Here is a 23,973-nt window from a genome sequence, read left to right as displayed (position 1 = left end):
GTGACAATGCGGTATGCGCACATTCGGTGACCTGGAGTCGGTCGTCATGGAGTGCCTGTGGAACCGGTCCGAGCCGGCCACTGTACGCAGCGTGCTCGAGGAAGTGCAGACGAGTCGCAAGGTGGCCTACACGACCGTCCTGACGGTCATGGACAACCTGTACCGCAAGGGCTTCCTGGCCCGCGAACTCCACGGCCGCGCGCACGAGTACTGGACCACGCGCAGCCGCGCCGACTACGCCGCGGAACTCATGAACGACGCGCTCGCCCAGAGCGGCGACCCGACGGCCGCGCTGCTGCGGTTCGTGCAGCAGATCCCGCCGGAAGAGGCCGCCAAACTGCAGCAACTGCTGAGCCAGGCCGACCGTCCGGACTGAGGACGACCACGCCCGGCGCCCTACTACTATCCGCGATAGTTGCTACTATCCCGAATAGTAGATAGAGCCTTGATCCAAGGGGGGTCCGGGATGGCTCTGCATCACACGGTTCAGGCACGGGTGCGCAGACTCGGCGCGAGGGGCAAACCGCTGATCCAGCGGACGTTGAGCACCGTCGGCCTCACCCACTCGGATCGGCACCTGGCCTCGGACGCCCAGCTGTACTGGGAGGACGACGGCGGCAGCACTTGGAAGGGCAACTCGCACTGGCGGGACGCGGACGTCTTCTCGAACGAGCACGCAGACCTGTGGGCGCAGCTCGGGCGCCGGCACCTCGACCTGTTCGACCGCTACTCCGCGATGCTCGACGAACCGCCTCGGTGGGGGCGCGTGCTCGAGTGGGGCTGCGGCGGCGGCATGAACGCCGTACATTTCGCGCCTCGCGCGGACGAGTTCGTCGGGGTGGATGTGTCGACGGCGAGTCTAGACGAGTGCGGCCGTCAGGTTGCCCGCGTCTGCGAGACGCCGTACCAGCCGATCCTGATCCATGTCGACGGCCCCGAGCGAGTGCTCCGCTCCGTCGACGGTCCCTGCGACATCTTCCTCAGCTTCTACGTCTTCGAGCTCATCCCGACCCCCGAGTACGGCGAACGCCTGCTCCGGATCGCCTTCGAGCTTCTCCGCCCGGGTGGCGTGGCGCTCATCCAGACCAAGTACGACGAGGGTCGTTTCAGCACCCGTCCGATGCGCCGCGACTACAACTCCCGGCTCGCCGACATGACGACGTACCGCATCTCCGACTTCTGGCAGCTCGCCACCGCCTGCGGCTTCTCCCCCGCCGCCCTCAACCTCGAGCCGCACAACGAGCTCGACCACCGCTACGCCTATTACCTACTCACCAAGCCGGCCGACTAGGCCGGACCGGAGCCGTCCGGCTCCGGCGGGAGGATGCGGCGCGCGGCTTGGAGCACGATGGACGGAGGTGCTTGCCAGACGTGGCGGTCGTCGATGGACCAGGCGTAGGTCAATGCTCCGTCGTGGATGGCGTCGAGCAGTTGTGGGACTTCGAGCTCGCCGGCTGACCATTCGTACAGCTGTTGCAGGCGCGGGACGATCATGCCGTAATCGAGGAGCCGGCCGAAGCCCAGTTCGGCGCCGAGGTAGAAGCGGACGTCGTCGCGTAGCGGGTACTCGTCGGGGAGCACGCGGGACAGTTGGAAGAAGATGCCGGTCATCCCGAGGCGCGGGTCGCCGAGGAGTGGGGCGAGAGGGCGTAACCAGCCGAGGGACATGCGTGGCGCGGCGACCAGCGCATGGGCGTAGAGCACGCGGCAGAGGACGACGTTCATGAAGAAGCGTTCGGCGGCCGTCTCGGGCTCGGCCAGCTCGCGGTGTTCGACGTACCCGGCGACGATGCTTCCGTTGTGTGCCCGCCACCATGCTCGGGCGGTCGGCTCCAACGCGAAGGACAACCAGAACTCGGCAGTGCGCGACGACGGCGGACCCGGGAGGTCCCCGCTGAGCGCCACCGCCTCACACCCGTCTCGGAGGACACGCTCATTGACCGCCCGCCACCACGGGCTTCCGGGCTGATCACTGAACGGCGGCTGCAGCACACCCCGCTTCAGCTGCCACCGCATCGCTGAAGCCGCTGCCCGCCGGTACGGCAGATGCCGAGGAGCACTCCCGAACGGGCCGTTGTAGCACCGCTCCATCAACGCGAGCCGCCCCGCCGGATCATCCCGCACCGCCGCCACCTGCTGCTCAGCCCATGCGTCGGCCCTCACCCCGGCAGCGTAGCCGCCGTGCCGCCGAGCAGGGTGTGGTTTCGGGAACTGTGGATACCGTGCGGGGGTGATCATCGTCGAGCGCACGGTTGTCGTGGACACTCCGGTCGAGCGCGCCTACACGTATCTGGCCGACTTCGAGACCACGGAGGAGTGGGATCCGGGAACCGTCTCGACGCAGCGGGTCGACGGGGACGGCGGGCCGGGTACGACGTACCGCAACGTCTCCGAGTTCGCCGGGCGGAAGACGGAGCTGCAGTACGTCGTTCTGCGGCGCGACGAGGGCGAGCTGCTCCAGCTGCGCGGGGAGAACAAGACTGTCGTCGCCGTGGACACGATGACGTTCGCCACCCAGGACGGGCGCACTACGGTTGGATATCGCGCCGAGTTCACCTTCAAGGGTGTTGCGCGGCTGGTCGAGCCGCTGTTCCGCGGGCGGTTCGCCAAACTCGGCGACGAGGCCGAGGCCGGTCTGCGGAACGCGCTCCAGAGGCTCTGATGCTCGCGCTCGTCACGGGGGTGACCGGGTACATCGGCGGGCGGCTGGTGCCGGAACTGCTCGCGCGCGGGTTTCGGGTCCGCGCGATGGCGCGGAATCCGGGGCGACTTCGGGATCGGGCGTGGTACGACGAGGTCGAGGTCGTCGAGGCGGATGCCGGAGATCCCGGCCAGCTGCGGGCAGTGATGGCGGGCGTCGACGTCGCCTACTACCTGATCCACTCGCTCGGGACCGGGCGGCGGTTCGAGGCGCGGGATCGGCACAACGCGCTGACCTTCGGGACGGCTGCACGCGAGGCCGGCGTACGGCGCATCGTGTACCTGGGCGGGCTGTATCCGGAGGGCGAGGAGCTCTCGCCACACCTGGACTCCCGCCGCGAGGTCGGCGAGATCCTGCTGGCCTCTGGTGTGCCCGCCACGGTGCTGCGCGCGGCCGTGATCATCGGCTCCGGCTCGGCGTCGTTCGAGATGCTGCGCCACCTCACCGACCGACTGCCGGTGATGGTCACCCCACGCTGGCTGAGCACGAGGATCCAGCCGATCGCCGTCCGCGACGTGCTGCACTACCTGGTCGGCAGCGCGTCGATGCCGAACGAGGTGAGCCGCGGCTTCGACATCGGCGGGCCCGACGTCCTCACCTATCGCGACATGATGCAGCGCTACGCGAAGGTTGCCCACCTCAACCAACGGCGGATCCTGCTGCTGCCGCTGCTCACTCCCTCGCTGTCCAGCCACTGGGTCGGCCTGGTCACCCCGGTGCCGAGCAGCATCGCCCGGCCGCTGGTCGACAGCCTGGTGCATGAGGTCGTCTGCAAGGAGCACGACATCGCGCGGCACATCCCCGATCCCGCGCCGGGCCTGATCGGCTTCGACCGCGCGGTCGAGCTCGCCCTCAAGCGGGTCCAGGACCTGGATGTCACCACGACCTGGGCGTCCGCGTCGACACCCGGCGCACCGAGCGACCCGTTGCCGAGCGACCCGGAGTGGTCGGGCGGTTCTTTGTATGTCGACGAGCGTGAGAGCGCCGTACCTGCGAGCCCCGAGCGGCTGTGGACAGTCATCAAAGGGATCGGCGGCGGCAACGGCTGGTACTCGTGGCGGCTGGGCTGGTGGACCCGCGGTCTGCTGGACCGGCTCTTCGGCGGCCCAGGACTGCGGCGCGGCCGGCGCAATCCGCGCGACCTGTCGGTGGGCGATCCGCTCGACTGGTGGCGGGTCGAGGAAATCGAAGACCGGCGATTACTCCGACTCCGCGCCGAGATGCGGTTGCCGGGGCTCGCCTGGCTCGAACTGGTCATCGACAGCGACGACGACGGCAAGACAGTCTTCCGGCAGCGCGCACTGTTCCATCCGCACGGTCTCCCGGGCCACCTCTACTGGTGGGCGATCAAGCCGTTCCACGGCATCGTCTTCGGCGGCATGCAGCGCAACATCGCGCACGCAGCAGCCGAGCGCTGATCCTCAGCGGGCGTCGCGCTTGGCCTGGCGGCGGGCGCCGGTCGCACGCGTCGAGGCGTCCTTCTTGAGGCCCCCGGTGGTCTTGGTGGCGCGCCGCTTGACGGGTTCCGGAGGTTTCGGCATGTCCCCGGCACGCATCACCGGAGCCTCGATGCTGGGCTTGACCGAGCGTGCCGCTTCGATGCGCTCGGTTCGCAACTGCTTGGACGCGCGACTGGCGGCCACTGCGACCTCGCGACTGACTCTCGCCAGGGCCGCCTCGAACAACTCGGCCTTGTCGCGGTCCCGCTGGTTCCGGGCGTAGGACATCCCCCGGCCACCGGCCGGCGCGACGGCGGCACTCGCGGCCCGCCGGTAGTTCTTCACGTACTTCGTCCTGGCCCGGCGAATACGCTGGTGCAGGTCCAGGAGGTCGTCCTCGTCCAGACCTTTCAAGGTGCTCCTGTCCGTCTCGGCCACCAGCAGGCGCTCGGCATCCGTCAACGAGTTCAGCAAGCCTTGATTCATCGCACTCTCCTCGGCCGACCTACCCGAGTCTTCCCCGCGAGCCGCCCGGCTTGCTCATCCGCTGTGGGTGAATCTTCGCCGCGGACCAAGCGTGCGAGGATGCTGTCATGGCGAACTCGGACGTTGCCGAACACCTCGAGAAAGTGCGCTCCGCGAAGCGCCGCCGGGATGCCGAGACGATGCTCGGGCTGATGGGCCGCGTCACCGGCGAGGAGCCGCGGATGTGGGCGACCGTGATCGGGTACGGCCAGTACCACTACCACTACGCCAGCGGCCGCCAGGGCGACGCCCCCGCCGCCGGCTTCGCACCCCGCGCCGCCGCCACCACCGTCTACCTGAACGACGGAGTCGCCGCCCACGCCGACCTGCTCGCCAAGCTCGGCCCGCACACCACCGGCGTCGGCTGCCTCTACCTCAAGGACCTCACCGACATCGACCTCGACGTCCTCGAGACCATCGTCCGCAACTCCTACGAGTCCCTGACCTCCGGCACCTACACCCAGCGCGCCCGCGAATCCGGCGACTCCTGACTCGACACCTCGGAATGTGCCGAAGGGCCCGGTGGCCGCGGCCATGCTGGGTCATGAGACGACGATCGCGCTGGATCCCGATCCCGCCGTACCCGAGGTGATCGCCCGGATCTTCCTCGCCGACCGCCGCGTCCCGGTGCACGCTCTGAGCTCCCTGTACGGCGACCTGACCCGCAGCCACCCGCCTCGCGGCGCGTGATCGACGAACCGGTGTCACCTCTCGTCCTGGACCGGCTCGGCAAGGCGGCCCGGGCGGAACACGCCGACCTGTACTGGGTCAACAAGCACCACCGTGGCTCGCTGCCCGACCTCGTCGCGTTCGAGCAGGCGCCGGCGGTCGCGATCCTCACCACCCGCGAGGAGAACCAACGAGCCTGGACCCGGTCCGGCCTCGCGCTCCAGCGCGTATGCTGACGGCAACGTCGTACGAGCTGACCGCGTCGTTCCTCAACCCCGACGCTGCCGACCGCGCCCGGCTGCGCGACGTCGTACGCCGGACCGGCTGGCCGCAGCTCATCCTCCGCGTGGGTTGCTGACCATCTCGTACTGTCTCTTCATAGGGGCGAGAGCACGGGAGGGGCGGTCAGATGGCGAAGAACGGGCGGTTGCCGAAGAAGGTGTACGAGCGGGAGCTGCTGCGGTTGCAGGCGGAGCTGGTCAAGCTGCAGGAGTGGGTCCGCACCGAGGGCGCACGGGTCGTGGTCGTCTTCGAGGGCCGGGACGCGGCCGGCAAGGGCAGCACGATCAAGCGGGTGACGCAGTACCTGAACCCCCGCGTCGCCCGGATCGTCGCGCTCCCCGCGCCGACAGAGCGCGAGCGCACCCAGTGGTACTTCCAGCGGTACGTCGAACACCTGCCGGCGGCCGGCGAGATCGCCCTGTTCGACCGCAGCTGGTACAACCGGGCCGGGGTCGAGCGGGTGATGGGCTTCTGCACCAACCAGGAGTACGCCCGGTTCCTGCACCAGAGCCCGATCTTCGAGCGGCTGCTGCTCGAGGACGGCGTGCTGCTGCGCAAGTACTGGTTCTCGGTCAGCGACACCGAGCAGGAGAACCGCTTCCGCAGCCGGCTCGAGGACCCGATGCGGCGCTGGAAGCTGTCGCCGATGGACCTGGAGTCGATCACCCGGTGGGAGGCGTACTCCCGCGCCAAGGACGAGATGTTCGTGCACACCGACATCCCGGAGGCGCCCTGGTACGTCGTCGAGAGCGAGGACAAACGCGCGGCGCGGATCAACATGATCGCCCACCTGCTGTCGACCGTCCCGTACCGCGACGTGCAGCGCCCGCCCCTGGAGCTCCCCGCCCGGCCACCGTCCGGCGGCTACGAACGCACGCCGCGCGAGATGCAGACCCAGGTCCCCGACCACGCGTCGAGCCTGGCCAAGTAAGAGCGTCCCACCCGGCGGCGGGGACCACCGGGTGGGAGCCGGGCCCTGGGGGGAATGGGCCCTCGGCCCCACCGGTTGCGCCCTCGGCGGAGCCTGTCGATCTGTCCGCTGAAGGTCAGCGTGTTCTTGGCTCGGCGCCCACCGGGACGACCACCACCGGACAGCGGGCCAGCTGGGCACACGCCGTACTGACGCTGCCGAGCGCCGAGTGGATGAGTGACGTCGTGGCGTGACTGCCGACCACCAGCAGCTCAGCGCGTGCGGACGCCTCGATCAGCACCTGCACCGGATCGCCGACGCTGATCTCGACCTCCGTCGGCGGCAGCGGCATGCCACCCGCGCTGTCGACCTCGGCGCGAATGTTCTTCCTGGCCTGGTCCACCTCGGACTCGGACAGCACGACATGTACGACCCGCATCGGCGCATGCCGACGCTGGGCCTCCCCGACCGCGAACCGCAACGCCCGCCGCCCACCGGACGAGCCGTCGACCCCCACAACGATCATCCCGCGCCTCCTCACCACCTCTATTCCACCGCTCCGGCGCGAACCAGAACAAGGGCCAAAGGTCCTCCGGCTGGGGGAATCCGTGTCCTACGCTCGTGCACATAGCGTCGACAACCAGGGGCTGCCGTGACGGACGCTCTCGTCGAGACCAAGCTGTTCCGCCCTGCACCACGGGCCGAAGTCGTCATGCGGCCACGCCTCGACGATCAACTGTCTCGGAGCGGCCGCCTGGTCCTGGTCTCGGCGCCGGCCGGGTTCGGCAAGACCACTCTGCTGGGACAGTGGCTGGAACGCTCCGCGAGCGCGGTTGCGTGGGTCGCCCTCGACGCGGGAGATCGCGAGGCTTCGACGTTCTGGACGTACGTCGCCACCGCGCTGGACCGGGTCGTTCCGGGCGTCGGAACCGGCGCCCTTGCACTGCTGCAGGCAGGGCAGACACCGATCGAGAATGTCCTGACCGTCCTCCTCAACGAGCTGAGCGTGCTGCCGGACGAAGTCACGCTGGTCCTCGACGACTACCACCTCGTCGACGGCCCGGGCATCCAGCCCGGAATGACCTTCTTGATCGACCACCTGCCTCCACAGGCGCGGCTGATCATCAGCACTCGTGCGGACCCCGGCCTGCCACTGGCCCGCCTGCGCGCCCGCGGCGAGCTTGTCGAGCTCCGGGCTGCCGACCTTCGCTTCACCCTCGCCGAGACAGAGAGCTACCTCAACGAGCTGAGCGGCCTTCAGCTCACTACCGAGGACCTCACGTCGCTGGAGGAACGCACCGAGGGGTGGGTCGCAGCCCTCCAGCTCGCCGCCCTGTCCCTTCGTGGTCGCAGCGACCCGACCAGGTTCATCGCCGGGTTCGCCGGCGACGACCGATTCGTCGTCGACTACCTCGTGGAAGAAGTCCTGGACCGGCAGCCCGACCCGGTACGGCGCTTCTTGCTGCAGACATCCGTCCTGGACCGGCTCACCGGCGCGCTGTGCGACCGCGTGACCGGCGACCACGACGGCAAGGCAATGCTGGAGCGGCTCGACCGCGCCAACCTGTTCCTGGTCCCGCTCGACGACCAACGACGCTGGTACCGGTATCACCACCTCTTCGGGGAGGTCCTCCGCTCCCATCTGGTCGCCGAGAGCGTCAACGTGGCGGAGCTACACCGACGCGCCAGTTCCTGGTACGACGACGCCGGCGAACCGATTCCCGCCGTACGGCATGCACTTGCGGCCGGGGACGTCGGGCGGGCAGCCGATCTGGTCGAGCGGGCTGTGCCGGAGTTGCGCAGGAATCGGCAGGAGCACACCTTGCGGCGGTGGATCGATGAGCTGCCGGACGACGTGGTCGACCGTCGGCCGGTGCTCGCGATGGAGTTCATCGGCGCGCTGATGGCCGGCAACGAGTTCGACGACGTCCAGCGCCGGTTGGGCAATGTCGAACGGCTGCTGAGCGGTTCGGAGCACGTCGTGGTCGTGGATGATCGCGAGCTGGCCAGGCTGCCTGGTGGCATCGAGCTGTACCGGGCCGGCCTGGCTCTCATCGGGAGCAACCCGGCAGGCACGCTGGAACACGCGAGACTGGCGGTCGCCCGGGCTCCCGAGGAGGACGACCTGACCCGAGCGTCGGCCGAGGCGTTGGCTGGGCTCGCCGCGTGGACGACGGGCGACCTCGAGTCCGCCCACCGCAGCTACACCGATGCCACCAACGGACTGCACCGGCTCGGCTACGTCTCCGACGTACTGGGGTGTTCCATCACGCTTGCCGATCTCGAAACCACACAGGGCCGGCTGCGCCAAGCACAACGCACCTACGAGCGCGCCCTCGAACTCGCGGCGGGCCAAGGCCTGCGGGGCACCGGGGACATGTACGTCGGTCTGAGCCAGCTCGCGTTGGAGCGCAACGATCTGGCCGGAGCCACCGAGTATTTGAGGCGTAGTGACGAACTCGGAGAGCAGTTCGGGTTGCCGCAGAACCCTTACCGCTGGCGGGTGGCGATGGCGCTGCTCCGGGAGGCTGAGGGCGACCTCGACGCGGCACTCGGGCTGCTCGCCGAGGCGGAACGCGTGTACGTGGGCGACTTCGCACCCAACGTGCGACCGATCCCGGCCCTGCGCGCGCGAATGCAGGCAGTGCACGAGGACGTGGGTTCGGCGCTGGCGTGGGCGCGGCAGTACGGCGTGAGCGCGCAGGACGAGCTGTCATACCTGCGCGAGTACGAGCATGTGACTCTTGCCCGCGTCCTTCTCGCCGAGGGGTCGAACGACGCCGCCGGTTTGCTGGAGCGCCTCCTGGCCGCGGCGGAGGCCGGCGGCAGGCAAGGCACCGTCATCGAGGTGCTGGTGCTGCTGGCCCTCGCGACCGGCGACGACTCGACGCTGGAGCGCGCGCTGACGCTCGCAGAACCTGAAGGCTATGTCCGAGTCTTCACCCGCGAAGTCCAGCCGCTGCTCAAGTCGCTCGACCGACGTCGACCAGGTTGGGCCTACTTGCGCGAACTCCTGGCGACTTCCCGCGTGCCGGCGGGCAGACCTGCCCAGGATGACCTCATCGAGCCGCTGACCGAGCGCGAGCTGGATGTGCTGCGGCTGCTGGCCAGCGAGCTGGACGGCCCCGCCATCGCCCGCCAGCTCGTCGTGTCGCTCAACACGGTGCGAACGCACACCAAGAACATCTACGCCAAGCTCGGCGTCAACAACCGCCGCGCGGCAGTCCGCCGGGCGCACCAGCTGAACCTGCTGTCCCGCAGCCAGGCCGGCTGATCATCACCGAGTTCACCACATGATGTGAGGCCGTCTCACCACAACGGCTCCTAGCTTGCAGCCATGAGCAGCAAGGCCGGCAGCAACTGGTACGAGATCCGCCTTGGCGGGCGTCTCGACCCGCGCTGGTCGGACTGGTTCGACGGGCTCACGCTCACCGCCGGAGCCGACGGCTCCACCACCCTCCGAGGTCCGGTCGTGGACCAGGCCGCCCTGTACGGCGTGCTGCAACGACTTCACGACCTCGGTCTGCCACTCATCTCGATCGCCCAGGTCGACCCGAACACTGGAGACAAGTCATGACCACCACCACAGCACGACCCACGACCGCGACCCGCAGTGCCGGCGACCCGACGCGCAACCACGCCCGCGTCGCAGGCATCTTCTACCTGATCACCTTCGCGGCGTCCCTGCCTGCCTTCGCCCTGATCCAGGCGGCCGTGAACCCGGACCTGACGGTCGCCGCCGGCCACGACAACCGGCTCCTGACGGCCGGGCTGCTGGACTTCGTCACCGCCCTCGCGGGTATCGGCAGCGCGGTGGCGCTGTACCCGGTCCTCAAGCGCGTGAACCAGGCGTTCGCCCTCGGGCTGGTCACCTCGAGGCTCGTCGAGGCCTCGATCATCATGACCGGCGTGGTCAGCCTGCTCACCGTCGTCACGCTCAACCAGGAGGTCACCGGCGTGACCGGCAGCACCCAGGCGCTCGTCGCGGTCCGTGACTGGACGTTCCTGTTCGGACCTGGGTTCATGGCCAGCATCAACGCCGTACTGCTCGGCACCTTGATGTACAAGTCGCGGCTGGTCCCGCGGATCATCCCCACCCTCGGACTCATCGGAGCCCCACTGCTGATCGCCGCGAACGTCGCGACCCTGTTCGGCCACAACGAGCAGACCTCCGGCGTGACGATGCTGGCAACTCTCCCCGTCGCCGGCTGGGAGCTCTCACTGGGCATCTGGATGACCTTCAAGGGATTCCGGCGCCAGCTATCGTGAGGCAACCCGGGTCGCCAGCGTGAGGAGAGCCAGATGGACCGGGTCAGCCCGCGCTTCATCACTCTCTACGCGCTGGCGTCCATGGGCACCTCGCTCGTCTTCCTGGCTCCCCTGCTCGTCTCCTTGGCCCTGAAGGTCAACTCGCTGGTCGGGATCGAGCAGGCTCCGAACAGCCTGGCTCTCGTCGCCGGCGTCGGCTCGGTCGTGGCGATGGTCGGCAACCCGTTCTTCGGCAAACTCAGTGACCGTACGGCGTCGCCGTACGGCATGCGCCGGCCCTGGATGGTCACCGGCCTCGCCGGCGGCTGTCTGGGCATCCTGATCGTCGCCCTGGCACCCAGTGTCCTGGTCGTCCTCATCGGATGGTGCCTCGCGCAGCTGTTTCTGAACGCACTGCTCGCCGCCCAGGTCGCGGTGCTGCCGGACCAGGTCCCCGTCGCTCAACGCGGGATGGTCGCCGGTGTCCTCGGGATCGGTCTGCCGGTTGCGTCGGTGGGCGCCACCTACCTCGTCCAGCTGTTCACCGGCAACCGGCTCGCGATGTTCCTGGTGCCCTGCGCGATCGGCGGGTTCTTCGTCGTGCTGTTCGTGATCACGCTGAAGGATCGCCGGCTCGATCAGGCGCACAAGCCGGCGTGGTCCTGGCGCGAGCTGGCCGGCACGTTCTACGTCGACCCGCGCAGAAGCCCGGACTTCGCTTGGGCGTTCGCCAGCCGATTCATGCTGCTGCTGGCCTATGCCTTCCTCACCACCTACCAGGCCTACTACCTGCTCGACCAACTCGGCAGCCCGGAGGCCGATGTACCGCACCAGGTCTTCCTCGGCACCCTCGCCCAGTCCGCCGCCCTCATCACCGCGTCCCTGCTCGGAGGCGAGCTCTCCGATCGCACAGGCCGGCGGAAGATCCTCGTCGTCATCGCGTCGATCCTGTACGGCGTCGCGCTGTTCGTGATCGCAGTCGCCGACGACTTCAACGGCTATCTGCTCGGTATGGGCCTCAGCGGTCTCGGCTTCGGCCTGTACGTCGCCGTCGACCTGGCACTCGTGGCCGACGTACTTCCCGATCGGGCATCCGCCGCGAAGGACCTCGGGGTGTTCAACATCGCCGGGGCGCTGCCCTTCTTCGTCGCGCCCGCCATCGCGCCGGCGATCCTGGCGGTCGGAGGCGGCAGCTACGCCGTGCTCTACACCGTTGCAGGCGTGTCGGCCCTCACCGGGGCCGCGGCGATCCTCCCGGTCAAGCGTGTCCGCTGAGGTCGGACGTATACGCAGCTTGGAGGTCGTCGTCCCACGGGTCGGTCTCGGCGGCGAGGGAGTCGAGGACGGTCTCCGGGCGGGTCGCACCGGAGATCACCGAGAGCACCGGCGACGAAGCCAGCAGGGCGCGGAGTTGCAGGCGTTGGACCGAGACGCCGCGCTCCTCTGCCTTGGCCGCGAGGTTGGGACCGCTCGCAGATCGCAGCGGCGAGTATGCGAAGAACGTCACCTGGTTGGCTTCGCACCACGCGAGCACGTCGGCCGACTCACGCCCCATCGCGCTGTGCTGGTTCTGTACGGCGTCCACGCGCGCGACCGCCGTGGCCCGTTCGAGCTCGGCGACGCTGACGTTGGACAGACCGATCCGCGCCAGCTTCCCCTCGTCGCGCAGGGTCGCGAGCGCCGCGATGCCTTCCTCCACGGGCTGTTCGGCGAGGTCCACCCGGTGCAGGTAGTAGAGGTCCAGGCGCTCACCACCGAAGACGCGCAGGCTGGTCTCCACGTCCTCACGGATCCGGGGTGCGCTGATGTCCGCGTCCCAGGTGGTCTCACCCGTTCGGGAGTGACCACCTTTCGTGCCGACGATGACGCCCGTACCGTGGGCGGCTTCCGCGGCCAGCTCCTCGCCGTACAAGGGCTGATCGACGTGGGCGTACGCCCGCGCGGTGTCCAGGATCGTCGCGCCCGCGGCGATGCCGGCCCGGAGCGTCGCCAGGTCACCCGATCGGTCCCGAGGGGCGAACGAGAGTCCGGCGACGCCGAGTGCAACCCGGCCGGCGAGCTCCGTCACTGGGTCTTCTCGCGGAGCCAGTCGGGGATGTACTGGTCCTCGCGCGGGAACTCGGCCAGGTCGGACGCGTAGATCTCGGCGTCGACCGGCATCGACCACGCGGGCTCGCTCTCGTAGTCGAAGTCGGTCGTGAAGTGCCCGTCCGCGGTGATCGAGATGGTTGCTGTCAGCCACGTTCCCTTGCCCTGCTGGTACATCTGCAGCCGCAGGGTCTCGAAGTGTCCCTCCAGCCCCTCGGCCAGCGGATCCACCTGCTCGGCATTTCCTTCTGCGTCGACGACATCCGCGTCGAGCTCCGCGTACGGCGCCGTCGCGCGGTAGGTCGCCCGCACCTCACGCCACCCGGCGGGCAACTCCGACGTCAGGGCCCGCGCGATCGCCTCGATCGTGCCCATCTCGTTGGTCATCTCGGTCATCAACGATCCTCAACGGTCCCGGTTCGCCTGGGGCTTGGTCTCCTTGAAGATACGCCGCGGCGATCTTCGTCCGTCATGGCGGTCGACCACCGCCCGGGACGACGGCCGGCGCGTGGTCCCGTCCGGGTAGCGCACGTCGATACTGGCATGCACCTGGATGCCCGCCGCGCGCAGCGCCTGCCAGCTCTCCTCCATCCGCCGCCAGTTGTCGCTGGCCTTCACCGCCTGGTTCTGGTTCCGCGACTGCGCGGTGAGGTTGACCGCCTCCCCGGGGCCGTCGAACGCCGTACCGAACAGGTGCCCACCGTCGTCGTTTCGCTGGCGGTCGGGCTCACCGGCCGCACGTTGCGCGCTCAGGTTCCGCCGCTCGTCGTTCTCCTTCGAGGGCAACCAGCCGAGCCATCCCTCTGCGTGCGTGACGCGACCTGCTTTGTCGGTGGCGTAGAGGTATCTGTCGTCGACGACGTACACCGCCGAGGGCTCCGGCGCCATCAGCCGATCGTTCCACCGGTCCACGCGGCCCGACTGCTCTTTGTGCACGACAAGGCCGGCATACCGCTCCGGCACCTGGACGACATCTCCTGGCCCATACCCGACCGCGCGCACATCCGACTCATCAGCGGGCAACTCGACACGGTCCCGATCGGCCACGCCCGCAACCCTAAGGCCCGCAACTCCCCCACGCCACCGTGCTGTCCGACCTTGGTCGGTGGTCGGGCAATTCGATTGCAGGCCGGTTGTGCCCGCCGGAAAGATGCGGGGATGACCATCAGCGAGCTCTCGCCGGCCGACTCGGTGGCGATGGACCTGTGGTACGACCTGAGAGTCGTGGTCACCCGCTACGACCTGCCTGACTTCCCGATGCCGAGCCGATTGGAACACTCGGCGCGGTTCGAGCACCCGTCGCCGGGAGTCACCGAAGCGGCGTTGCTGGCCCGGGACGGCGATCGGGTGGTCGGGGCCGCGTCGTACCAACTGCCTCAGACGGAGAACCTGGGGATGGTCTATCTGGATTTGATCGTCCACCCGCAGCACCGGTGTCGCGGCATCGGGACCCGGCTGTTGGACGCGGTCTACGCGGTCGCCCGACGGCATGACCGGCGGCTGATCGAGATCCAGACGGTTCGGGAGTTGGCCGGCGGTGTCGCCCGCGACGAGGCCGGCTACCGGTATCTCACCCGCCGCGCTCACCGGCCGGGCGGAGCCAGCATCAGGTCGCGGTGCCGGCTCTCCGATCGTTCGGAGGGCGACGAGGCGATGCTCGCTGAAGCATGGACGCACGCGGACGGGTACTCGCTGGTGCAGTGGCGCGACGCGGTAGCCGACGAGATCGTCGAGGACATCGCCGCGCTGCAGAGCCGGCTGATGCTTGACGCTCCCTCCGGCGACCTGGCGGTCGAGCAGCAGAAGTACGACACCGCCCGGGTACGGCGCCAGGAGGCTTCCGAACTGGGCCGCGGCTACCGCTCCTACTCCACCGCAGCGCGACACGACGCGACCGGTCAGATCGTCGCCCGCACCAAGCTGTCGTTCGAGTCGGACGACGACACACACGCCCGCCAGCGGACCACCATTGTCGAACCAGCCCACCGAGGCCACCGCCTCGGCCTACTCATAAAGTCGGCCAACCACGCCTACACCCAAACCCACGAACCAGCCCTACGCGTAATCGACGCCTACAACTCCGAAAACAACACCCACATGCGAGCAGTCAACACCCTCCTCGGCTTCCACCCAGCCGACACCTGGTCAGTCTTCCAACTCCCGGTCCCGCCCGCCTGAGCTCCCCCGCTGCTCACGCCCGGCGTCGTGTCAACGGTTGCCGTGCCGACCGGGAAGATGCGGCACTTTGAGGCGCCCACGAAGCTGCTTACGCAAGGACTCACTGCGAGAGTGATCAGTCTCAGACACTCCGAGCGGCTCCGGGGCGGCCGCAGCCGGCGGCGCACTGCGGTACGGCGTAGGCGTGTGAAGATCACTCGCCGCCGGATCCAGGTCAATTCGCCGCTCGGTGCGCGAGGTGCGGTCGAGGCGGCGGTCGGTGGGTGGGGCGGTGGGGCGGGCGGCGTGGGGTGGGGTTTCGCGGGTGCTGGGGGTGGGGTGTTGTTCGGTCATGGTGTTCTGGACCGTGCGGTACTCCTCCTCCACGACCGGGTCGATCGCGTTGGTCTCGACCCGGGCGCGCCGGTTGGTGATGTAGTACGAGAGCCAGATCCCGGCGGCCCCGGCGAGCATGATGACCACGCCGACGACGTTCAGATCCACCGTCCCACTGTCGTCACGAATGCCAAACGCAAGGATCGCGCCCGCCGTCATCAAGAAGATCCCGGCCCCGATACTCATCACGCCTCCATCCCTAGCCTGCCGTCTCCCCCCAGTACCCCACTCCCACACCCCGAGTCGCCGTACCCCTCCACGACACCGGCGCGATCCGTCCCCTCCACGGCACCGGCGCGATCCGCGATTCTGGGGTGGTGAAGCCAGTCGAGTCTGGACCCCGGCGACAGTGGTACGTCGGGATGGCAGTCATCGGCTCGATCTGGGCGGCGTTCCTGCTCCCGCCGCAACTGGTCGCCTGGGACGGCATCGCCGCGCCCATCTGGGCACAGCGGCTCGCAGACACCACGCCGTACGACGCGATCCGCCGCCTAGCGGCCGCCCTGTCGATCTCCGACGACTACACCCTGTTCGGCACGCTCGTGGCTCCGTCATTCTTGCTCATCGGTACGGCGCTCCTCCCCGCCGCAAGGATCGCAGGACGCTGGACAGTCACATTCGCGGTGCTGACGATGCTCGGCGCCCCAGTGACGGTCATCAGCTACGTCAGCCCTCACCTAGAGGCGCCCTGGCAATACCTCTGGGGAGCCGAGATCCCGCTGTTGCTGGCAATCTGCCTCTGCTCGATCCCGACAGGCGTCCTCGCCTACCGGCCGCACCGCCTCCCCGGTTGGTGGGCGACCCTGCTCGGGTCGACCACCGTGGTCTTCATTGCGAGCACCGCACTCTTCGAGTACTTCCCCCACGGCACCCTCGTTGGCTACGGCGCTGAAGTCGCCGTACTCACCCTTGGGTGTGGAGGGTTGGGCGGTAGATGAGTTCCTGGGTGTTGGTGTCGAGTACGCGGCTCTCGATCAGCTCGAGGTCGAAGTCGGCGGCGTTCTGGAAGACCGGGTCTACGCCGGTTCGACCGGTGATCACGGGGAAGATCGTCACCTGGATGCGGTCGACGAGGCCGGCGGCCATCAGGGCGCGGTTCAGGGACAGGCTGCCGTGAGAGCGCAGCGGCACGTCGGACTCCGCCTTGAGCCGGGCGACGACCTCGGCGGCGTCGCCGTTCGCGAGGGTCGCGTTCGCCCACTCGAGCGGGCCTTGCAGAGTGCTCGACACCACGGTGGTCGGCATGGTCATCATCCGGGTGTTCACCGGGTCGTCGACCTTGGCCTCCTCCACACTCGGGCCGAGCGCCGCCACGAACTGCCGGTACGTGTTGGCCCCGAGCACCATCCGCTGCTCCTCGCCGTACATCGCGAGCCGCCGTTCGAGGAACTCGGGGCCCGCCTTACCCCAGTAGCCGCCCAGTCGCCGCCGTCGTACGACCCGAAGCCGTCGAGGGTGCAGAAGATGTCGAAGGTGTAGCTCGCAGTCATGATGCTCCTCGAGTCCGGTACGGCGACCTGTCACCCCTGCTACGAACGCCTCAGCCCCGATCCGACAACCCCGCCCGGATCTCGTCGGCAGCAAGGCTGCCCGCGGTGAGAGTATGTCGTGCCGACGGGCGGCGACGATCGAAACTGCGAGGGGTTGCTTGTGGCTGTGGACGAGGTCCGGGACGCGTACGGACGACGGGCGGATGAGTACGCCGACCTGTTCGCCTCGACAGAGGCGATCGACGAACGGGACCGCAAGCTGGTGTCTCAGTGGGCCGGCGAGCTCACCGGCCGCATCATCGACGCGGGCTGCGGGCCTGGTCAGTGGACCAACTTTCTGCGCGGCCAGGGCTGTGACATCGAGGGTGTGGATCTCGTGCCTGAGTTCGTGGCGATCGCCCGATCGCGGTTCCCCGGCGTCTCGTACCGGATCGGTGAGCTCGACGACCTCGGCGTACCCGATCGTTCAGTGGCCGGGATCCTGTCGTGGTACTCGATCATCCACACCGCTCCGGACGACGTGCCGCGCATTCTCGCCGAGTTCGCACGGTGCCTGCGCGAAGGCGGCGGTCTGGTCCTCGGCATGTTCGAAGGCCCGCGGGTCGAGCCGTTCGACCATGCGGTGACGACCGCCTACTACTGGTCGATCGAGGCCATGTCCCAGCGACTCGTCGAAGCAGGCTTCCAGGTCGAGGCGACGGACAGCCGCATGGGCGAGAAGCGCCAGCAGGCCACGCTCATCGCGCGACGCAACTAGTCGATTCCCAGTACGTCGAATCGTTCGGCCAGATCGTCGACCCAGTCCGGCGCTGTCCGGTGGTCAGCGTGCACCAACACACTCGGACCCGGCGTCGCCAGTACGTCGTCCGCCCAGTCGCACCACCGTAGGACCGCAGGACGCTGATCCGGCCGAGTCCATCTCACGAACTGCTCGCGCAGTACGTCGGTCGTGGCCGGTTGCAACGCCGCAGGCGGAACCTCGCCGATCGCGGGTTCGACGCGCTTCCGGGTCGCCGGGTGGTGCAACTCCCCCAGGAAGCGGGCGAGTTGCCGACCCACGTCGTCCCGGTCGAGCGAGTCCACAACATCGAACAACGCCTCACCCGGCACCGGCCGGGTCACCAAGAGCAGCGGATCGGTGCTGCTCGCAACCACTTCCGGCAGGACCGGAACGGCCGGCCCGCGCGCCAACGCCGCCAGTACGGCGATCTCGTGCGCCACCCGCAGCGCGGCCGGACGAGACCACGCGAACTTCGCGACGAACCGGTCCCCGACGATCGCGCTGCCCGCCCACCACAGGGGATCGCTCTCGCCGGCTGACTCGCGAACCGCGATCCGGTAGTCGCCGAGCGCGGGCGCGACCTCCCTCAGCGCCTCGGCGACCGCGGCGGGCGAACCGTCGTCCAACCACCTCACTGCCGCCGACGCTACCCCACATCTTCTTGGGCCAGGTTGTCGGATCACTGCGGCCGTGTTCGTGGAAGGGGTGAGCGACCGCCCACCCGAGGGCAGTCCACCGACCCCGAACGGAACTGTCGACATGAAACAGTCAGAGATGAAGAGGCTCTTCCGGGCCAGGCAGCTGCTGACCGTGTTGTCGGCGCAGTCCACGTCCACCTATGCCAACCAGGTGATCGCGCTCGTCGTACCGTGGCTCGTCCTGACCCGCACGGGCAGTGCCGCGAGCGCCGGCACCATCGCGTTCATCATGGGAATCGCCGCGCTGGCCGGGACCTTGGCCGGCGGGCTGGTGACCGACAGGATCGGCGGCCGCCGGGTCTCCATCCTTGCCGACAGCCTGAGCCTGATCACCGCGCTCAGCCTGGCGCTGGTGCTGTGGCTCGACGCCTTCTCGCTCTGGCTCGTCGCGATCACCCAGGTGCTCGGGGTGTTCTTCGACGGGCCGGGACACATCGGCAAGATCAGCACGGTCCCGGCAGCGGCCGAGGAGGAAGGCGTGCCGATGACCCGGGCGATGGGCCTGACGCAGACGCTCCAGGGAGTGGCGACATTCGTGGGTCCGATCACTGCGGGTCTGCTGATCGCGGCGTTCGGCGAAGCGAACACGCTGCTGGTCACCACCGTCCTGTTCCTCATGAGCATCGTGCTCGTGTCCCGGCTGCGGAAGCAGGTCATCTCCCACGAGCAGCCGATGACACCGCGTCAGACGTACCGCGACCTGCGCGAGGCGGTGCAGTTCCTCGTCAAAGAACCCTTCCTCGGCAAGATGCAGCTGGTCGGGCCGCTGATGGGCGCCGTCATCGTGCCGATCTCGGCCCTGATCTTCCCGGCGTGGTTCATCTTCGCCCAGCAGGACTCCCGGGCGCTCGGCATCTTCCTGGGCGCCGGCGCAATCGGCGGTATGGTCGGCGGCGTCACGTTCGCCGCCCTGGCGCAGAAGCTGCCGCAACGGACGTGGCTGGTCGGCGCGACCGGCCTGTACGCCTCGGCCCTGCTCGGCCTGTACTTCCTGCAGCCCGGATCGATCCCGGCGATCGGCGTCAGCTTCCTGGCCGGATCGATGCTCAGCGTGATGTTCGCCGTACCGTACACCGCCTTCTACAGCCGCACGCCGCAGAACCTGCTGGGACGGGTGGGCAGCCTAGGAGCCGCCTACGGCTCCCTGGTCGGCGCCCTCGCCTCACTCGGCTTCGGCCGCCTCATGCACGCCGTCTCCGCTCCCCACGCCCTGATCGTCTCCGCGCTGATCATGGGCGCCATCGCGTTCGCCCTCGCCTCCCTGCCCTTCATGCGCCTCCTCGACCACCCGACCAAGCCGACGAGCAGCCCAGCAGACTCAACTGACTGGCGACCGATGGAGGATTTGGAGAGGGTGTAGCGGTGTCGGAGTACCAGCAGGCGGTCGGCAAGTCCAGGATTCGTCACGTGCTGCTCGACGCCGACGGTGTCCTGCAGGATCTGCCCGGGGGCTGGTACGCGGCCATGGAGCCGTACCTCGGCGACAGGGCCCGCGAGTTCCTCCACGAGACGTGGAAGGACGAACTCCCGATGCTCGCCGGCAGCGGCGACTACCTGCCGGTCCTCGCGGCGACCCTACGAAGCTACGGCGTGGTCGTCCCGGTAGCCGAGGTGTACGCCGCCGTCTGGAAGAACATCGTCGTCGTCGAAGAATCGATAGCCCTGGTGCGAACCCTCAGGAGCAACGGGTACGGCGTCCACCTCGGTACGAACCAGGAGCGGTACCGCGGCACTCACATGCGAACAGTCCTCGGGTACGACGACCTGTTCGACGTGAGCTGTTACTCCTACGACCTCGGCGTCGCGAAGCCCGACCCAGCCTTCTTCACCCAAGCCGCCCACCGCATCGGCGCAGCCCCGGAATCAATCCTCTTCATCGACGACACCGACCGAAACGTCACGGCTGCCCGCACAACCGGAATGCCCGCCGAGCAATGGTCCCTACCCCAGGGCCACGACCTCCTCCGCACCCTCTTCGCAACGCACGGCATCACCACCACGTAACGCCATCCACGCCGAGCCATGCCGGTCTCCACACCGCCGACCGCGAGCCAACACACCAACGCCCGGGACCACGGGGCGGGCGACAGCACGCTACCTACGGGCCGGCGTGGGAAGAACACCCCACCCCGGACCACGAGACGGCTCATCCGACCACGCCGATCCGAGACCACGGGCGGTCGACCGCGGGCGACAGCACGCAACTTGCGGGCGGGCGGGAGCCGGCGGCAGAGCACGCGACGCAGGAGCGCGCGGGCCGGCGGCGTGGGGAAGCTACCGGGGGCGGATTACGGATAAGGATTGGCGGGCTATTTCCCATTCCTCGTTGGTGGGGATGACCAGGACTGCGACGGGGCTGTCGTCGGGAGAGACGAAGCGGGCGGTGGATGAATCCTCCGCGTTGCGGGCAGGGTCTATATCAATGCCTAGGGAGGACAGGTTTTCGAGAGAGGCGGCGCGTACGGCGGCCGAGTGCTGTCCAACCCCCGCCGTGAAGACGATCGCGTCGACCCGACCGAGTACGGCGTAGTACGCCCCGACGTACTTCTTGATCCGGTAGCAGTAAACGTCAAACGCCAACTGAGCAAGCGAATCCCCAGCCTCCCGCCGCCGTGACAACTCGCGGAAGTCGTTCTCGCCGCTCAGCCCCTTCAGCCCGGACTCGGAGTTCAACGCCCGATCGATCTCGTCCACCGACCACCCGAGCTCCCGCGCCAAGTGCCCGAGGATCGCCGGATCCACATCCCCCGACCGAGTCCCCATCACCAGCCCCTCCAGCGGCGTCAGCCCCATGGACGTGTCCACAGACTCCCCACCCCGGACGGCGGTGGCCGAGCACCCGTTCCCCAAATGCAGCACGATCACGTTCACCTCAGCCGGCTCACGCCCCAACAACCGAGCCGCCTGCTCCGCCACGAACGAGTGCGAAGTCCCATGAAATCCATACCGCCGAATCCCATGCTCCTCCGCCCACGAATGCGGCACCGCATAGGTGTACGCGTACGGCGGCAACGTCTGATGAAACGCAGTATCGAAAACCGCCACATGCGGCACCTCCCCCAGCAACCGCCGCGCCACTGAGATCCCCTCGAGATTCGCCGGATTGTGCAACGGCGCCAACGGCACCAAATCCTTCACCTCGGCAATCAGCTCATCATCGATCAACGCAGGCGAACCGAACCGAGACCCACCATGTACGACGCGATGCCCGACGGCAGCGAGATCCGACGAGTCCAGCGAAGGTCCGTACGACGAGAACGCCTCGACAGCCCACTGCAACGCCTCCTCGTGCGACCCGATCGTCTCATCGCCACGCGATTCCCCATCAGGCCCGCGATGAGTCTGACTCCCGCCCGCCTCCCCGATCCGCTCGACGATGCCACCCGCCAGGCTCTCCCCCGACCTCCCGTCGACGAGGCTGTACTTCAGCGACGACGACCCCGCGTTGATCACCAGCACGTGGTCGCTCATCTACTTGCCGCCCTGCTGTGCCTGGATCGCCGTGATCGCGACCGTGTTGACGATGTCCCGAACCGTCGCCCCACGCGACAGGTCGTTGACCGGCTTCCGCAGACCTTGCAGGACGGGTCCGACCGCGACCGCGTTCGCCGAGCGCTGCACCGCCTTGTACGTGTTGTTGCCGGTGTTCAGATCGGGGAACACGAACACGGTGGCCTTTCCGGCGACGGGCGAGTCCGGCAGCTTGGTCCGGGCGACGGCGGCGTCAATGGCTGCGTCGTACTGGATCGGCCCCTCGACGAGCAGACCGGGCGCGCGTTCGCGGACGATGGTGGTTGCCTTCGACACCTTCTCGACGTCCGTCCCGGTGCCGGAGGTGCCGGTCGAGTACGACAGCATCGCGACCCGCGGCTCGATGCCGAAGGCCGCCGCGGTCGCCGCCGACGAGGTCGCGATGTCGGCGAGCTGCTCGGCGGTCGGATCCGGGATGATCGCGCAGTCGCCGTACACGAGCACCTGGTTCTGCAGGCACATGAAGAACACCGACGAGACGGCGGAGACGTCCGGAACGGTCTTGACGACCTCGAGCGCCGGCCGGATCGTGTGCGCGGTGGTGTGTACGGCGCCTGACACCATCCCGTCGGCCAGGCCGAGCTGGACCATCATCGTGCCGAAGTACGACACGTCCTTGACCAGCTCGCGGGCCCGCTCGAGGTCGATGCCCCGGTGTTGCCGGAGCCGGTGGTACTCCGCGGCGAACTCTTCCGCCAGCGGATCGTCCTCTGGGCTGACGACCCGAGCCGAAGCGACGTCCACGCCGAGCGCGGCGGCTTTCGCGCTGACCGCGATCGGGTCGCCGAGCAGCGTCAGGTCCGCGACCCCGCGACGCAGGAGTACGTCGGCAGCGCGCAGGATCCGCTCCTCCTCACCCTCCGGCAAGACGATGTGTTTGCGGTCGGCAACTGCCTGGTCGAGCAACTGGTGCTCGAACATCAGCGGAGTCACCGCGCTGGTGCGCGCCACCGCAAGGTGATCCAGGAGCGCTTGACCGTCGACGTACTGACCGAACAGCGCGAGCGCCACGTCCACCTTCCGCGGCGAGTCCTTGGTCAACCGCCCGCGTACGGCGGTGAGCGCGGCCGACGTCGCCTGAGTACCGAGACTGGTCTCGAGGATCGGCAAGGTGACGCCGAGCCCGCCGATCAGGCGCTGGACCTGGTCCGGCAGCTCGAAGCCGCCGTTCAGGACGATGGCCGAGATCTGCGGGAAGTTCCGGGACGCGTGCGCCATCAGGACCCCGAGCACGACCTCCGGACGGTCGCCGGCCGTCACCACCGCGGCGCCCTCGGCCAGCCGGTCCAAGACGTTCGGCATGGTCATCGCGGCGACCACCAGCCCCGTGACCTCGCGGGACAGCAGTTGCGGATCACCGCTGAGCAGGCGGCCGTCGATCGGAGCCAGGAGGTCCGCGACCGAGGGCTGGTTCAGCACCGGCTCCTCCGGGATCGCGAACGCCGGGGCGCCGGCACCGGCCAGCGCGTCGACCACGGGATTCAGCAGCTCCTTGCCGACCCGGTTCGCGATCACCGCGAACAGCGAGCCGTGGTTCGCGTGCAACTCGGCCACCGCGATGTCGGCGATCGTCCGCACCTCGCGCGGAGTGCGTTCGTACCCGTTCAGAACCAGCAGCACCGGTACGCCGAGGTTCGCCGCGATCTTCGCGTTGTACGAGAACTCGGTCGGCGTCCCCACGTCGGTGTAGTCGCTGCCCACCACGACGACCGCGTCGGCGCGCTCGGCGACCGCGTGGAAACGCCGCACGATCGTGTCCAGCGCGGCATCCGGGTCCGCGTGCACCTCGTCGTACGTGACGCCCACGCTGTCGTCGTACGGCACGGTGACGGCATCGTGAGAGGTGAGGAGGTCGAGGACGTAGTCGCGACCGCCGTGCCCGGCGGTGTCCGCGCGGACGATCGGCCGGAACACGGCCACCCGCCCGACCCGCCGCGAGAACTGCTCGAGCACCCCGAGCGCCACCGTGGACTTGCCGGTGAACCCCTCGACCGAAGCGACGTACACGCTGCTGCCCATACCGGCACCCTAACCACCCGCCGCTCCGACCCGGCCCAC

General features: G+C 68.6%; 29 protein-coding genes. 18 read left to right on the top strand and 11 right to left on the bottom strand.

Translation table 11 applies throughout. The features are described from left to right. The first annotated feature begins 13 nt into the window (after window positions 1–13). Both AB0H36_RS17450 and AB0H36_RS17445 read left to right on the top strand, forming a co-directional pair. Window positions 14–376: a BlaI/MecI/CopY family transcriptional regulator gene (locus AB0H36_RS17450; protein WP_360523531.1), complete on the top strand. Its 363-nt coding sequence runs from the start codon at window positions 14–16 to the stop codon at window positions 374–376. 90 nt (window positions 377–466) lie between these two features. Further along, window positions 467–1,291: a class I SAM-dependent methyltransferase gene (locus tag AB0H36_RS17445; RefSeq protein ID WP_360523529.1), complete on the top strand. Its 825-nt coding sequence runs from the start codon at window positions 467–469 to the stop codon at window positions 1,289–1,291. Here AB0H36_RS17445 and AB0H36_RS17440 read toward each other — a convergent pair. Continuing rightward, window positions 1,288–2,163 carry a hypothetical protein gene (locus tag AB0H36_RS17440; RefSeq protein WP_360523526.1) on the bottom strand — a complete coding sequence of 292 codons (876 nt, stop codon included), beginning with the start codon at window positions 2,161–2,163 and terminating at the stop codon, window positions 1,288–1,290. The two genes, AB0H36_RS17445 and AB0H36_RS17440, sit on opposite strands and share 4 nt — an antisense overlap. A gap of 67 nt (window positions 2,164–2,230) precedes the next feature. Between AB0H36_RS17440 and AB0H36_RS17435 the strand changes: the two genes are divergently transcribed. Together AB0H36_RS17435 and AB0H36_RS17430 are read left to right on the top strand one after the other, a co-directional pair. Further along, window positions 2,231–2,662, top strand: a complete 432-nt coding sequence (locus tag AB0H36_RS17435; RefSeq protein WP_360523523.1) for an SRPBCC family protein — start codon at window positions 2,231–2,233, stop codon at window positions 2,660–2,662. After that, the gene (locus tag AB0H36_RS17430; RefSeq protein ID WP_360523520.1) at window positions 2,662–4,119 is read left to right on the top strand and encodes an SDR family oxidoreductase; all 1,458 of its coding nucleotides are present in this window, start codon (window positions 2,662–2,664) and stop codon (window positions 4,117–4,119) included. Before AB0H36_RS17435 ends, AB0H36_RS17430 begins: the two co-directional genes overlap by 1 nt. Before the next feature lie 3 nt (window positions 4,120–4,122). Here AB0H36_RS17430 and AB0H36_RS17425 read toward each other — a convergent pair whose 3' ends face one another. Next, window positions 4,123–4,626 carry a hypothetical protein gene (locus AB0H36_RS17425; RefSeq protein WP_360523517.1) on the bottom strand — a complete coding sequence of 168 codons (504 nt, stop codon included), beginning with the start codon at window positions 4,624–4,626 and terminating at the stop codon, window positions 4,123–4,125. A gap of 107 nt (window positions 4,627–4,733) precedes the next feature. Here AB0H36_RS17425 and AB0H36_RS17420 point away from each other — a divergent pair, with 107 nt between their 5' ends. The 5 genes from AB0H36_RS17420 to ppk2 are packed head-to-tail and all read left to right on the top strand — an operon-like array spanning window position 4,734 to window position 6,547. After that, on the top strand, window positions 4,734–5,156 hold the full coding sequence (locus AB0H36_RS17420) for a DUF1801 domain-containing protein (RefSeq protein WP_360523514.1): 423 nt from the start codon (window positions 4,734–4,736) through the stop codon (window positions 5,154–5,156). A 16-nt stretch (window positions 5,157–5,172) separates the two neighbouring features. Beyond that, window positions 5,173–5,355 carry a hypothetical protein gene (locus AB0H36_RS17415; protein WP_360523511.1) on the top strand — a complete coding sequence of 61 codons (183 nt, stop codon included), beginning with the start codon at window positions 5,173–5,175 and terminating at the stop codon, window positions 5,353–5,355. Beyond that, on the top strand, window positions 5,352–5,570 hold the full coding sequence (locus AB0H36_RS17410; protein ID WP_360523508.1) for a hypothetical protein: 219 nt from the start codon (window positions 5,352–5,354) through the stop codon (window positions 5,568–5,570). The genes AB0H36_RS17415 and AB0H36_RS17410 overlap by 4 nt, the downstream gene beginning before the upstream one ends. Beyond that, entirely contained in the window at window positions 5,564–5,692 is a 129-nt protein-coding gene (locus tag AB0H36_RS17405; protein ID WP_360523505.1) for a hypothetical protein, read from the top strand. The genes AB0H36_RS17410 and AB0H36_RS17405 overlap by 7 nt, the downstream gene beginning before the upstream one ends. A gap of 51 nt (window positions 5,693–5,743) precedes the next feature. Then, entirely contained in the window at window positions 5,744–6,547 is an 804-nt protein-coding gene (ppk2, locus tag AB0H36_RS17400; protein ID WP_360523502.1) for a polyphosphate kinase 2, read from the top strand. A 115-nt stretch (window positions 6,548–6,662) separates the two neighbouring features. Here the strand turns inward: ppk2 and AB0H36_RS17395 are convergent, their stop codons facing one another. Continuing rightward, complete coding sequence (locus tag AB0H36_RS17395) at window positions 6,663–7,052, bottom strand: universal stress protein (RefSeq protein WP_360523500.1); 390 nt, start codon at window positions 7,050–7,052, stop codon at window positions 6,663–6,665. Between the two features lie 126 nt (window positions 7,053–7,178). On the opposite strand from AB0H36_RS17395, the gene AB0H36_RS17390 reads away from it, so the two are divergent. From AB0H36_RS17390 to AB0H36_RS17375, 4 genes are all read left to right on the top strand, one after another. Further along, window positions 7,179–9,800, top strand: a complete 2,622-nt coding sequence (locus AB0H36_RS17390) for a LuxR C-terminal-related transcriptional regulator (RefSeq protein WP_360523497.1) — start codon at window positions 7,179–7,181, stop codon at window positions 9,798–9,800. A gap of 63 nt (window positions 9,801–9,863) precedes the next feature. Beyond that, window positions 9,864–10,103 (top strand): hypothetical protein, encoded by a 240-nt coding sequence (locus AB0H36_RS17385; protein ID WP_360523494.1) that lies wholly within the window; start codon window positions 9,864–9,866, stop codon window positions 10,101–10,103. Beyond that, window positions 10,100–10,795: a DUF4386 domain-containing protein gene (locus AB0H36_RS17380; protein WP_360523491.1), complete on the top strand. Its 696-nt coding sequence runs from the start codon at window positions 10,100–10,102 to the stop codon at window positions 10,793–10,795. Before AB0H36_RS17385 ends, AB0H36_RS17380 begins: the two co-directional genes overlap by 4 nt. A 33-nt stretch (window positions 10,796–10,828) precedes the next feature. Then, window positions 10,829–12,049 carry an MFS transporter gene (locus AB0H36_RS17375; RefSeq protein ID WP_360523488.1) on the top strand — a complete coding sequence of 407 codons (1,221 nt, stop codon included), beginning with the start codon at window positions 10,829–10,831 and terminating at the stop codon, window positions 12,047–12,049. On the opposite strand, the gene AB0H36_RS17370 is transcribed toward AB0H36_RS17375, so the two are convergent. The 3 genes from AB0H36_RS17370 to AB0H36_RS17360 are packed head-to-tail and all read right to left on the bottom strand — an operon-like array spanning window position 12,033 to window position 13,909. Continuing rightward, window positions 12,033–12,842, bottom strand: a complete 810-nt coding sequence (locus AB0H36_RS17370) for an aldo/keto reductase (RefSeq protein WP_360523485.1) — start codon at window positions 12,840–12,842, stop codon at window positions 12,033–12,035. The genes AB0H36_RS17375 and AB0H36_RS17370 overlap by 17 nt on opposite strands. Further along, window positions 12,839–13,258 carry an immunity protein YezG family protein gene (locus tag AB0H36_RS17365; RefSeq protein WP_360523482.1) on the bottom strand — a complete coding sequence of 140 codons (420 nt, stop codon included), beginning with the start codon at window positions 13,256–13,258 and terminating at the stop codon, window positions 12,839–12,841. The genes AB0H36_RS17370 and AB0H36_RS17365 overlap by 4 nt, the downstream gene beginning before the upstream one ends. A gap of 9 nt (window positions 13,259–13,267) precedes the next feature. Next, window positions 13,268–13,909, bottom strand: a complete 642-nt coding sequence (locus AB0H36_RS17360) for a DNA/RNA non-specific endonuclease (RefSeq protein ID WP_360523479.1) — start codon at window positions 13,907–13,909, stop codon at window positions 13,268–13,270. A gap of 111 nt (window positions 13,910–14,020) precedes the next feature. Between AB0H36_RS17360 and AB0H36_RS17355 the strand changes: the two genes are divergently transcribed. Further along, window positions 14,021–15,040 (top strand): GNAT family N-acetyltransferase, encoded by a 1,020-nt coding sequence (locus tag AB0H36_RS17355; RefSeq protein ID WP_360523476.1) that lies wholly within the window; start codon window positions 14,021–14,023, stop codon window positions 15,038–15,040. 30 nt (window positions 15,041–15,070) lie between these two features. On the opposite strand, the gene AB0H36_RS17350 is transcribed toward AB0H36_RS17355, so the two are convergent. Next, the gene (locus AB0H36_RS17350; RefSeq protein ID WP_360523473.1) at window positions 15,071–15,601 is read right to left on the bottom strand and encodes a DUF6458 family protein; all 531 of its coding nucleotides are present in this window, start codon (window positions 15,599–15,601) and stop codon (window positions 15,071–15,073) included. A gap of 131 nt (window positions 15,602–15,732) precedes the next feature. Here AB0H36_RS17350 and AB0H36_RS17345 point away from each other — a divergent pair, with 131 nt between their 5' ends. After that, complete coding sequence (locus AB0H36_RS17345) at window positions 15,733–16,353, top strand: hypothetical protein (RefSeq protein WP_360523471.1); 621 nt, start codon at window positions 15,733–15,735, stop codon at window positions 16,351–16,353. Here AB0H36_RS17345 and AB0H36_RS17340 read toward each other — a convergent pair. Further along, entirely contained in the window at window positions 16,319–16,939 is a 621-nt protein-coding gene (locus AB0H36_RS17340; protein ID WP_360523468.1) for a dihydrofolate reductase family protein, read from the bottom strand. The two genes, AB0H36_RS17345 and AB0H36_RS17340, sit on opposite strands and share 35 nt — an antisense overlap. Window positions 16,940–17,065: 126 nt before the next feature. On the opposite strand from AB0H36_RS17340, the gene AB0H36_RS17335 reads away from it, so the two are divergent. After that, window positions 17,066–17,662 carry a class I SAM-dependent methyltransferase gene (locus AB0H36_RS17335; protein WP_360523465.1) on the top strand — a complete coding sequence of 199 codons (597 nt, stop codon included), beginning with the start codon at window positions 17,066–17,068 and terminating at the stop codon, window positions 17,660–17,662. Here AB0H36_RS17335 and AB0H36_RS17330 read toward each other — a convergent pair. Further along, the gene (locus AB0H36_RS17330) at window positions 17,659–18,321 is read right to left on the bottom strand and encodes an aminoglycoside phosphotransferase family protein (RefSeq protein ID WP_360523462.1); all 663 of its coding nucleotides are present in this window, start codon (window positions 18,319–18,321) and stop codon (window positions 17,659–17,661) included. The two genes, AB0H36_RS17335 and AB0H36_RS17330, sit on opposite strands and share 4 nt — an antisense overlap. A 139-nt stretch (window positions 18,322–18,460) precedes the next feature. Here AB0H36_RS17330 and AB0H36_RS17325 point away from each other — a divergent pair, with 139 nt between their 5' ends. Next, on the top strand, window positions 18,461–19,744 hold the full coding sequence (locus AB0H36_RS17325) for an MFS transporter (protein WP_360523460.1): 1,284 nt from the start codon (window positions 18,461–18,463) through the stop codon (window positions 19,742–19,744). 47 nt (window positions 19,745–19,791) lie between these two features. Then, window positions 19,792–20,388 (top strand): HAD-IA family hydrolase, encoded by a 597-nt coding sequence (locus tag AB0H36_RS17320; RefSeq protein WP_360523457.1) that lies wholly within the window; start codon window positions 19,792–19,794, stop codon window positions 20,386–20,388. A gap of 270 nt (window positions 20,389–20,658) precedes the next feature. On the opposite strand, the gene AB0H36_RS17315 is transcribed toward AB0H36_RS17320, so the two are convergent. Both AB0H36_RS17315 and pta read right to left on the bottom strand, forming a co-directional pair. Next, window positions 20,659–21,855, bottom strand: coding sequence for an acetate kinase (locus AB0H36_RS17315; RefSeq protein ID WP_360523454.1), 1,197 nt, complete (start codon window positions 21,853–21,855; stop codon window positions 20,659–20,661). Beyond that, the gene (pta, locus tag AB0H36_RS17310; protein WP_360523450.1) at window positions 21,856–23,934 is read right to left on the bottom strand and encodes a phosphate acetyltransferase; all 2,079 of its coding nucleotides are present in this window, start codon (window positions 23,932–23,934) and stop codon (window positions 21,856–21,858) included. Between the last annotated feature and the right edge of the window lie 39 nt (window positions 23,935–23,973).

The organism is Kribbella sp. NPDC050820, from assembly GCF_040653975.1.
Taxonomy (GTDB): domain Bacteria; phylum Actinomycetota; class Actinomycetes; order Propionibacteriales; family Kribbellaceae; genus Kribbella.
This window is presented reverse-complemented; position numbering and strand designations above follow the sequence as displayed.

Coding starts and splice junctions, on each gene's coding strand:
- AB0H36_RS17325 (WP_360523460.1), top strand. CDS start 18,461: ATGAAGAGGCTCTTCCGGGCCAGGCAGCTGCTGACCGTGTTGTCGGCG.
- AB0H36_RS17380 (WP_360523491.1), top strand. CDS start 10,100: ATGACCACCACCACAGCACGACCCACGACCGCGACCCGCAGTGCCGGC.
- AB0H36_RS17385 (WP_360523494.1), top strand. CDS start 9,864: ATGAGCAGCAAGGCCGGCAGCAACTGGTACGAGATCCGCCTTGGCGGG.
- AB0H36_RS17425 (WP_360523517.1), bottom strand. CDS start 4,626: ATGAATCAAGGCTTGCTGAACTCGTTGACGGATGCCGAGCGCCTGCTG.
- AB0H36_RS17315 (WP_360523454.1), bottom strand. CDS start 21,855: ATGAGCGACCACGTGCTGGTGATCAACGCGGGGTCGTCGTCGCTGAAG.
- AB0H36_RS17350 (WP_360523473.1), bottom strand. CDS start 15,601: ATGAGTATCGGGGCCGGGATCTTCTTGATGACGGCGGGCGCGATCCTT.
- AB0H36_RS17395 (WP_360523500.1), bottom strand. CDS start 7,052: ATGATCGTTGTGGGGGTCGACGGCTCGTCCGGTGGGCGGCGGGCGTTG.
- pta (WP_360523450.1), bottom strand. CDS start 23,934: ATGGGCAGCAGCGTGTACGTCGCTTCGGTCGAGGGGTTCACCGGCAAG.
- AB0H36_RS17355 (WP_360523476.1), top strand. CDS start 14,021: ATGACCATCAGCGAGCTCTCGCCGGCCGACTCGGTGGCGATGGACCTG.
- AB0H36_RS17405 (WP_360523505.1), top strand. CDS start 5,564: ATGCTGACGGCAACGTCGTACGAGCTGACCGCGTCGTTCCTCAACCCC.
- AB0H36_RS17365 (WP_360523482.1), bottom strand. CDS start 13,258: ATGACCGAGATGACCAACGAGATGGGCACGATCGAGGCGATCGCGCGG.
- AB0H36_RS17420 (WP_360523514.1), top strand. CDS start 4,734: ATGGCGAACTCGGACGTTGCCGAACACCTCGAGAAAGTGCGCTCCGCG.
- AB0H36_RS17375 (WP_360523488.1), top strand. CDS start 10,829: ATGGACCGGGTCAGCCCGCGCTTCATCACTCTCTACGCGCTGGCGTCC.
- ppk2 (WP_360523502.1), top strand. CDS start 5,744: ATGGCGAAGAACGGGCGGTTGCCGAAGAAGGTGTACGAGCGGGAGCTG.
- AB0H36_RS17445 (WP_360523529.1), top strand. CDS start 467: ATGGCTCTGCATCACACGGTTCAGGCACGGGTGCGCAGACTCGGCGCG.
- AB0H36_RS17430 (WP_360523520.1), top strand. CDS start 2,662: ATGCTCGCGCTCGTCACGGGGGTGACCGGGTACATCGGCGGGCGGCTG.
- AB0H36_RS17450 (WP_360523531.1), top strand. CDS start 14: ATGCGCACATTCGGTGACCTGGAGTCGGTCGTCATGGAGTGCCTGTGG.